Source organism: Ruminococcus flavefaciens ATCC 19208, assembly GCF_000518765.1.
Classification (GTDB): Bacteria; Bacillota; Clostridia; order Oscillospirales; family Ruminococcaceae; genus Ruminococcus; species Ruminococcus flavefaciens.
Map to the genome: position 1 here is coordinate 437,722 of NZ_KI912490.1, position 9,175 is coordinate 446,896.

The following is a 9,175-nucleotide window of genomic DNA, read 5'->3' on the forward strand; positions in this document are numbered from 1 at the left end:
CTTTTTTTTATCCTTCTATCTGTCGTGCAAGGAACTGTGCGGAAGCGTTTATGAGGCTCTTTTGCAGATCTGTGACTTCTTTGCACTTTTCACTTGTGAGAAATGCCACAGCTCCCGAAACATCACCTGCTGTAATGATAGGCAGTGCGGCTATGGCAGTTCTGTTTACTCCCTCAGCTGGGAAAAAGTTATTTGTACTGCCGTCGGGACAGAAGAATTGTCCGCGGTTCTCCATAAGCTCTTCAAGCTGACCTGTTACACGCCTTTCGGCAAATTCCTTACGCGGTACACCTGCGGTAGCGACAACGTGATCCTTATCAAATATAACTACGGGACAGCCAGCTATCTTATGCATGATATCCGCAACATATCCTGCATTTTCACTCATTTCGCTGACCGCAGAATACTTTCGGAATATGACTTCGCCGTCGTTGTTTGTGTATATCTCAAGTGGGTCGCCCTCACTGATAACATTGATACTGAGAATTTTGCCGTTACTTGCCGTAATTTCGGCAAATCGCGAGGCTTCTTCGGTTATCCCGGTGCCTTGTTTAAAATTTACGGCTGTCTCCGCATTGCTGTGTTCGGGGAGAACTCCTGTTTTTAGCAGAGTATCTATATCAGGTCTGAGCTTGATATCAACGTGTTCCTCATAGACTGTTATCCTTTCGATGATGAAGTCAACGTCCACCTTGGTGAGCTTTTCCTTGCTGACAATAGCGTCGAATACTTCCATTACTGTCTTTGCTGTTCGGTTTACGTTCACTATCATATTATGCTTATCGGCGGCAAGCTGCATTTGATTGCGTAGTCCTTCCAGACGCAGGGTAAGCTCGTCTATCTGCTCAGTGTATATCTCCTCAAGCATTTCCTCACGCTCGGGGTGCTTGGCTATGTCCCTGACGTGCTGACGTGCAAGCATTTTTATTTCGGTGCGGGTATCTTCCATTTGCTGTTCGAGCATCTCGACAACCGACTTACTTGAAGAGGTCTCGCTGCGTTCCTTGTCAATTGACTCCTGCAACTGTTCAAGCATAGCCGCAGAGTTGTCACGAACTTTTTCAACGAATGACTTGAGCAGTCCGTCAAGCATATCCACACGGGTATGGTGCGAAGTACAGCCCTTGATACCGCGCTGATGATATGTTCCGCAGCGATAAGCAGGGGACAGGTCGGGACGGCTCATGGAGAACATCGGACTGCCGCAGTCTCCGCAGAACAGATAGCCTGAATATATGTTATCGTACTTCTTCACGCCTCGGTAGTTGCTGTTCGTGCGCCGTTTCATCTGTTCCTGCACGCTTGCAAACAGCTTGTAATCTACGATAGGAGTATGGTTGTTCTCAAATACGAGGTGGTCAGTCTCTTCGAGCTTCGTATCTGTACCGTTTATCTTCCTGCGGCGATATTTGCCTTGTCTCAGCGTACCGATATAGAAATCGTTGCGGAGTATCTCGCTGACTGTGACTATGCTCCACTCATTCTTTCCGCGGAGCTTGCATTCCTCGCCTTTAGCCTCACGGCGTTCCTTTTCAGCCATACGAGGCGTGGGAATATGTCGGTCGGTCAGGTGATTGGCAATGCGCTTATATCCCCAGCCCTCGCTGTAAAGCCTGAATATCTCCCTGACTACTTCCGCAGCAGGCTCGTCCACCTCAAACTGCATGAGCTTGCTGTTGGTCATGATGTAGCCGTAGGGTACTGCACATATCCACTTGCCCTCTTCCTGACGGCGTTTAACAACCGAGCGTACCTTCTTAGATGTATCTGTAACAGGCATTTCATTGATAAGGAAGCGGAACTGTATCGCCGTCCAGTCATCGAATGTCGGGTAGTCGATACTGTCACCTATAGAGATTATACGCATACCTGCATCTCGGAGGTCCTCAAGCTCAACAAGTCCCTTGCTGTTGCGGCGACTGAAACGTGAGAAATCCTTGATTATGAGGATATCATATTCGTGTTGGAGCATCTTCTTCCGCAGCTTCTGGTAGCCCTCTCGCTGCTCAAAGGTATAGCCGCTGCGGTCACGGTCCTCGTAGAAGTTGAGCTCCGCCGTGGGAAAGGTCTTGCTTACATAATCAGCGATGATCGCTTTTTGATTCTCAATAGAGGTGTTGTCGCGGTCAAGCTCCTCATCGACCGATATTCGGCAGTAACCCGCTATCCTGAGTTTATCTTCCATAGTCAGCTCCTTGTGTCAATGTTGATTATTGTTGCACATAAAATTGCATCTTCATTGTAACATACGATTGCTGAAAAAGCAATAGCTGCATGAGAATTACCATAATAATACAAAGAGGTGCGCTTTATGCGCACCCCAGATTTTTTTTCAGCAGGCTTTCCATACAGCTGAGCAGGTCGTCGCTGCCCGACAGGAAATAGACCACCCTGCATTTCTTTACGTTAACTTTTTCAAGGAGCTGATGCGTCAGTTCCTTGCGGTCATATTGCTGCTCTGCATTAGTCAGCCAGACCTCGATATATCCTTTGTTACGCTTATCGTATATCTCCAACGCACCTGCCTCCTTTTCATTAGTATTATTCCCCAATAATATAGGTTTAGTCACCGTGAATTATTACTCGCCGTTATAGATGCTCGCATACGGCAGGCGATACGTTACACCTGTTATAGCTGTTTTCAGAAGCTTATTCCTGCTATGGTGCTTGCTTGATAACGCTCCCATACAGGCGAATTCTCCCTGTTCAAGCTGATTTGATCTGTCAAAGCTAATGTGTGTCTCAGACGATATGGCAACAGCATAAACTTCAATTGTTCCACAAACGTCCCTGCACAGTAAAAACGCAATTTTTCCATACTTTTTGTATAGTTTGAAGCTCGATCATCTACTCGGAAAAAGTAAAATTATACTAAACGAACAGCCTTGGTTTGTGAGTATTGCCAATTTATATTAACTAATTATGAATTTCAAAGAATCGGACGTGACATTTATTTTTCAGTGTGGTATAATACGACTATGTTCAGAAAGAAAAAATATGAACATAAAGAGACAAGATACAGAACGAAGAAATCATGTTTTAGGGGCTGAAGTTAAAATGCAAAAGGTATGTAACTTTAAGAAGTTTATGTCTTTATATATTTACAAATGCTATAACTCTGCCCGTTCACAATTTAATGATCTAAAAGCGTGCTGACAGGCTAATTATGCCTATAGGTGCGCTTTTTATATTTTGCAGCGGCAAAGTCTTAGGGGTTGAGCGACTTGCTGCTGCGGGAAATTTACATTCTTAATAAGGAGGAAATGAGCTTTATGAGAAACTCAAAGAAGAAAAACAACACATTTAAAAGAGTGGCAGCAGGTGCGCTGTCTATGGCTCTTGTAGCGGGTGCGTTACCTGCAAACGTAGGAGGCTTTTTGACAGGAGGCAAGGGTATTGTTGCTCATGCGGAAACAGCATATACAGCTGCAGAAACTCATGTTGGATTAAAGCTCAATGTTGGCGACAGCTTTGTGATTCCTGAATCCACTCATGTAAAAGGTTACGAAAATATGATTCTTTGGGATGGATCTACTTATGACATTGGTACACAGGCTCGCACCATAACTGTTGTCCGTGGTGAGAACGGTGCTCTCAAGCTTGATGGGGTTGAGCAGAATTTTACTTATCCTGAACTCGAAAGTAGCACAGATCAGCTTTGCATAATTGAATATGATAACAACTCTGGCTGGCATTTATGTGGACTTGTTCGCTGTAACGCTTTTACCGGAGTGACATCGTTTGATGAAATTAATTTATACGGCGATACTATCGATGGCTGTGATGTTACAAAGGTAGAAAATCATATGTCTCGTAATTGTAATGTTACCATTTCAAATATCGAATCCGGAAAGAAAGTGCGCCTGACTTATTCGGATAATACAACTAATGATATTGAACCTACTGAAGGTACGGTCACATTTACAAGTGCATTGACTACACATTACGCTGATGAAAGTAATAAAAAGGTTAATTCGGTAGAGATAGTGCCTATTCCTACTGACCTCACCCTCACTGCACCAAATCTTACATACACCAGCAGTGCGCAGAATCTTATTGCAGACGCTCCACAGGGCACAAAGTTCAGCCTGACAGCGCCGGTATATTCTTTTAACCATGACGCTGCTTGGGCTGAACAGCTCATGCTTGAAGAATATTACAATTCCATGGAAGAAGCAGCGGATTCAGCTACTGATACATCAACCCAAACGAATCTTATTAATGCTGCACGTACCTTAGATCGTTATCGTCAGGCTATTAATCATTTATATGCAGGTAACCCAGAAGATGCTAATAGTAGTATAGCGGCAGCTAATGCTTCTATAAGCGAAGTGAATACTGATTTTAGCACAGAAAATAATGATATCAACGCAATTCTCGATTATATTAACACATACATCAGGGGCAAAAACTTAGATGACCTGAAAGAACGCTTTAATACTGCTGCTGACACTTCCTCTTGGAGCACCGACGTTCCCCAAAAAACCGACGCAGGCACTTACACCGTTTACTATCAGGGTGACGGCGTGAATTACAACAAAGAAATCAAGAAAGTTGATGTTATTATCGCCAAGGCTAATCTCAGTGTAGGCACAGACTACACCGCCCCCACCGGCAGCGACGACCTGAAATATACAGCTGCTGACATTCCGCTTCTTGAAGACGGCAATACCGGCTCAGTTACTACTGTTGACAGCAATACCGGTGAGCCTGTTGGCACAATGGAGTATGGTATAGCAGGCACTAAAGAAGCAAATATTATTAAGAATACTGAGTCAGAAGAGCTAACAGTGGGCACGGTTTCGGTAGGTGATATTTATTCTCCTGTTGGTAATAAGGGCATAAATATCCCTAAATCTGCTTACTCTAAGTATATACTTGACGATAAAGAGTATACGAGTTTAGCATCTTGGACATATTTAAAATATAATGGTAGTAGATACTACATGACAGCTCAATATGAAGACCCCGGTTTGAAAGACGGCTGTGACGCTGTTCGTGTGAAAGAAATCCGTAGTGATGCAATTGTTTTTGAATCGTACAATTCGGCATTGGAAACCATCGACTGGAAAACCACTGTTCCCACAGCCAAAGACGTAGGCGAATACAAAGTTTACTACAGAGTAAAGGGCGACGCTAACCACAACGACACTGCTCCTGCATTTGTAACTTCTGCTATCGAATACGCTACAGCCTCTCTTACACTCAGTCCGTCTCTGACAGGCGCAGTTATCGTTGAAAACGGCGCTACTGAGGCTCTTGAGGCAACAGACGGCGTATATACGCTCGCAGGTACTAAGAAGTACAACATCTATACAAATAAGTCTATCGCTGACAGTACAGCAGCTACAGCTCTTGACCTGACTTCCAAGAGCTCCAATAAGACTTTCGGCGGTAATACATATAGCTACCGTTATGAGATAGAGGTTCCCACAACTCCTGCCGAGGGCGGCTATATCCTCTCTCACACAAATAACTACGTCGGCAAGGTAAGCACCGAAGTGGGCAAGGCGAATGTCATGAACATTCAGGAGGACGGCGTTACTACAGAGAACGTTGCTGTTCTCAATGCAGACGGTGTTATCTATTACGGCGACCAGCTTGAAAAAGATGAGCTTGTTACTATCGCAGACGGCTACGGCAGCATTGTTAATGTTGACGAGATCTATCTTGAAAACAATACCGCAAGCGGCGGCAAGGTAACAGGTGACGCTCTTGTTATCGGTACGACCTACCTTCTTACAGCGAAGGTATCTGTTGACGCAGACGGAGATCCTGATAACGGCATAAGCGGCAACACCATATACCTCAAGCAGCAGGTCACTTATGCGGCTCGTCCTATGACTATGAACGAGTACGCCCTCAAGACCGAGGACGGCTTAGTTCCGCTGGAAGTATCAGACGGCACAGTTAATGTTCCTGCGGAATACTGGGTATGCACGCTAAAAGATGACAGTTCTAAAACATATATCAGGGTGGAAGAACCTGATGAAGCATTAAGTGCTTTATTCACTTGGGAAAAGAAGTCCACATTCGTTTACAACAGCGCAGCTCAGAAGCCCGTTATCGTTGTAAAGAACGGCGGCGATAATACTATCGTGCTTGCTGATACAGCAGTTGCAGCTAATGAGACAGCAACTCCTCCTGTAGCAGCAGTTGCTAAGGACTATAACAACGCTGTTGCAGAAAAGACTGACGCAGGCAGCTACAACTATAACCTCACAGCAGAGGCAAACGGAAACTACGCAGGCAGCGTGACAGTTTCATGGTCTATCGCACAGGCTGACGTAAGCGATTACATTACAGTTGCTCCTAAGAACAACGTTGATACAGACGGCAATAAGGAAACTCTCGAAGCTGTTGTTTATGACGGTGCAGTTCTTGACGGCACTGACTTCGAGGTTAAGACTAACGAAGCATATGCAGCTCTTGCAGCAGATTCACCTGTAAAGAAGCTCGTTGACGAGTTCATCGACCAGTTAAAGGCTAAGGAAGCTGTAGCAGCTGACCCTGCTAATAACATCGAGGCACAGCCTGCTGTTCCTGTTAAGACTTTTGTCAATGTTAGCAGCGGACGGTATGGGGTTACTACAGATATAACTTATGATAGTGAAATATCTTCAAGTGGTGTAAGTATTAACGCTAACTCTGTGGGATCATATAGTAATGTTATTTTGAAGGGAAATCTTACTTTCGAATGCAGTGGCGGTGATTTTACTGAGGTAAAGATCACTTGTGGTGAATACGTAAAGTCAGGAAGTAATAGTATTCAGTTAACTTTGGATGGTAACGACATAAAGTGCGGCGATGACACTATCCTTACAAAGAATGATAACGAGTGGTTCAAGATAGTAAGCATAACACATGGATATGGCAATGAGACAAATGAATACACTATTAATTTGACGAAAGTCCCGAAAACAGAAACCAGATACGAAACATACGATATCAAGAACGCAGGTGCACACAAGGCTAACGTAACAGTATCCAACAGCAACTTCAAGACTGTTGAATTCAAGCAGAAGATTGATAATAGCGGCAAGCCTGTTGAGGACGAGGATAATTCTGTAGCCGTAACTATCGCAAAGCGTGATGTTACTCTGACACCAGACGAAGATCTGTCAATGACATACCGCGACACAGAGATGCCCGACCTCACATACACTATCGAGGACGCAAAGGCTGACGGTCTCACAGGTGTTGTGGCTGCTGATAAGGCTCTGTTCCAGAAGACAACAGGCGAGGGCTCAGATGCTGTCACAACTAATACAGGTGCTATCTATGTAGATAAGCTCGTTCAGGAAGATGCACAGGCAGTTCCTGTTCAGTTCGTTTACGCAACAGATGAGAATAATGATATCGACTACACAACAGCAGGTCTCAACAATGCAGGCAGCTACACATACGCAGTAAGCGAGGACGATAAGTTTGCAAACTACAACATCGTTCTTCCTATTGATATTGCGGCTGACGAGGCACAGGGAATCGAGGAATACACAGCTCCTACATTCACTGTTGATCCACTCAATCTCAAGAATATCGAAAACCTGAACATCGTGCTCAACGGCAAGACCAATGGCTGGACAACTGACGGCAACAGCGGTTCTTACATCTATGACGGCTCTACTAAGCAGGTAGAAGTTTCTGAGGTATTCAAGCCAAACGAAGATGTGACTGAAACTATTGATACAATAGTAAATAATGATCAGAAAACGGCTAAGCAGTTCACAACCGAAGACGAATCACAGATATCCTTCGATATAACTTATCCTATAGATGAAAATTCTCATTATATCTTTGTCGGAAAGTATGATGAAACATACAAAGGATATTCCTTGAAGATAACACCTCCCACTGGAAAAGCTGTAAAGACTATTAAGTTCTATACACCTAATAATGAACAGCCTGGAACGATTTACGTGAACGGAGAGGCAAATGCTATGGTCGACTTCAAGACGGTTTATGAAGCTGCCGGCGGCAATTTGGAAACTACAGGACTGAAAATTTCCAAGCTTGAAATCACCTATTCTTCTACTGACTACACCCTTAACGCAGACACTGACTACACCGTAGGCGGCGCAACAAAGAGAGCTTCCGCAGGTACACACAATGTACAGATCATGGGTAAGGGCAACTATACAGGCGTTACTACAGCTCCATGGGATATCACTGAGGCTGAGGCTGGCGAGTCAACACTGCTTATTGATAATACACCTTCCAATGAATATAATGGCAAGTCTTACGACGGCAAGGCTGTAACTGCTAATGTTTCATTCGGAGATGGAGCTTCTGCTTATTATGTAGCAGACGCAGAGACAGATATCAAGTATTATGAAAATAATAATGTCCTTGAGAGCGCACCTGTGGATGCAGGCACCTATAAGGTAGTTGCTACTATCACTTGTGACGGCTATGCAACCAAGACTATCGAAAAGACATTCAATATCAGTCCTGCTGTCATCACTGTAGATTCAAATGCAAAAACAAAGGCAATAACATACGGCGATAAGCTCCCGGCAGTAACACAGGCTGATATTGACGCTATCGTAGGTCTTACCGATGATGACAAGGCATACTTCCAGAAGCTCTTCACAGACGGCAAGCTGGGGCTTGGCTATGTAAAGAAATATAATGCGAATGCACAATTGGTTGACGATACTTCAAAACTCACTTTCACACTTAACGGAACATTAACACAGGAAGAAGTAGGTATAATTCAGCAGTTCAGCAATAATTACAATACCTCTAACTTCTACTGGAATGTCATAACCAATGCTAAGTCTATCAAGGACAGCAGCATAAAGGTCGAGTTCACAGAGGGCGATACAGCTATCATCAATCCAGACGGCACTTTCGCTTCTGACAGTGCTATCAAGGTTTACGATACCGCTATCCTCGATCAGGACGGCAAGGCTACTGAGCTTGTTGAACTCGGTGAGAACAACGCAGCAACAGCTGATTATGAGCTTACAGTTGAAAGCACTGCTACAGAAGGTGTTTATACACTTGAGATCGTCGGCAAGAACAACTACCGCGGTGTTCGCAAGATCGAGTTTAAAGCTATTACGGCAGCTAAGGCAGCAACAACATTTGACATTGATTTCGTTGAAACTTATGTTTCAAATAACAAGAACAGGATCAGATTTAACGCAGCAGCTTCCGTAAAGAGCGGCTA

The 9,175-nt window shown here is 44.2% G+C and carries 3 protein-coding genes; 1 reads left to right on the top strand and 2 read right to left on the bottom strand.

What is annotated here, in order from left to right; genetic code table 11:
• Positions 1 to 7: 7 nt before the first annotated feature.
• A complete protein-coding gene (locus L870_RS0112005; protein ID WP_028518349.1) occupies positions 8 to 2,185 on the bottom strand; it encodes a stage V sporulation T C-terminal domain-containing protein in 2,178 nt (725 codons plus the stop codon).
• A gap of 124 nt (positions 2,186 to 2,309) precedes the next feature.
• Positions 2,310 to 2,516 carry a hypothetical protein gene (locus L870_RS0112010; RefSeq protein WP_028518350.1) on the bottom strand — a complete coding sequence of 69 codons (207 nt, stop codon included), beginning with the start codon at positions 2,514 to 2,516 and terminating at the stop codon, positions 2,310 to 2,312.
• Between the two features lie 756 nt (positions 2,517 to 3,272).
• On the opposite strand from L870_RS0112010, the gene L870_RS17560 reads away from it, so the two are divergent.
• Positions 3,273 to 9,175: hypothetical protein (locus L870_RS17560; protein WP_037272073.1), on the top strand; the 5,903-nt coding region annotated here is incomplete at its 3' end.

Coding starts and splice junctions, on each gene's coding strand:
- L870_RS0112005 (WP_028518349.1), bottom strand. CDS start 2,185: ATGGAAGATAAACTCAGGATAGCGGGTTACTGCCGAATATCGGTCGAT.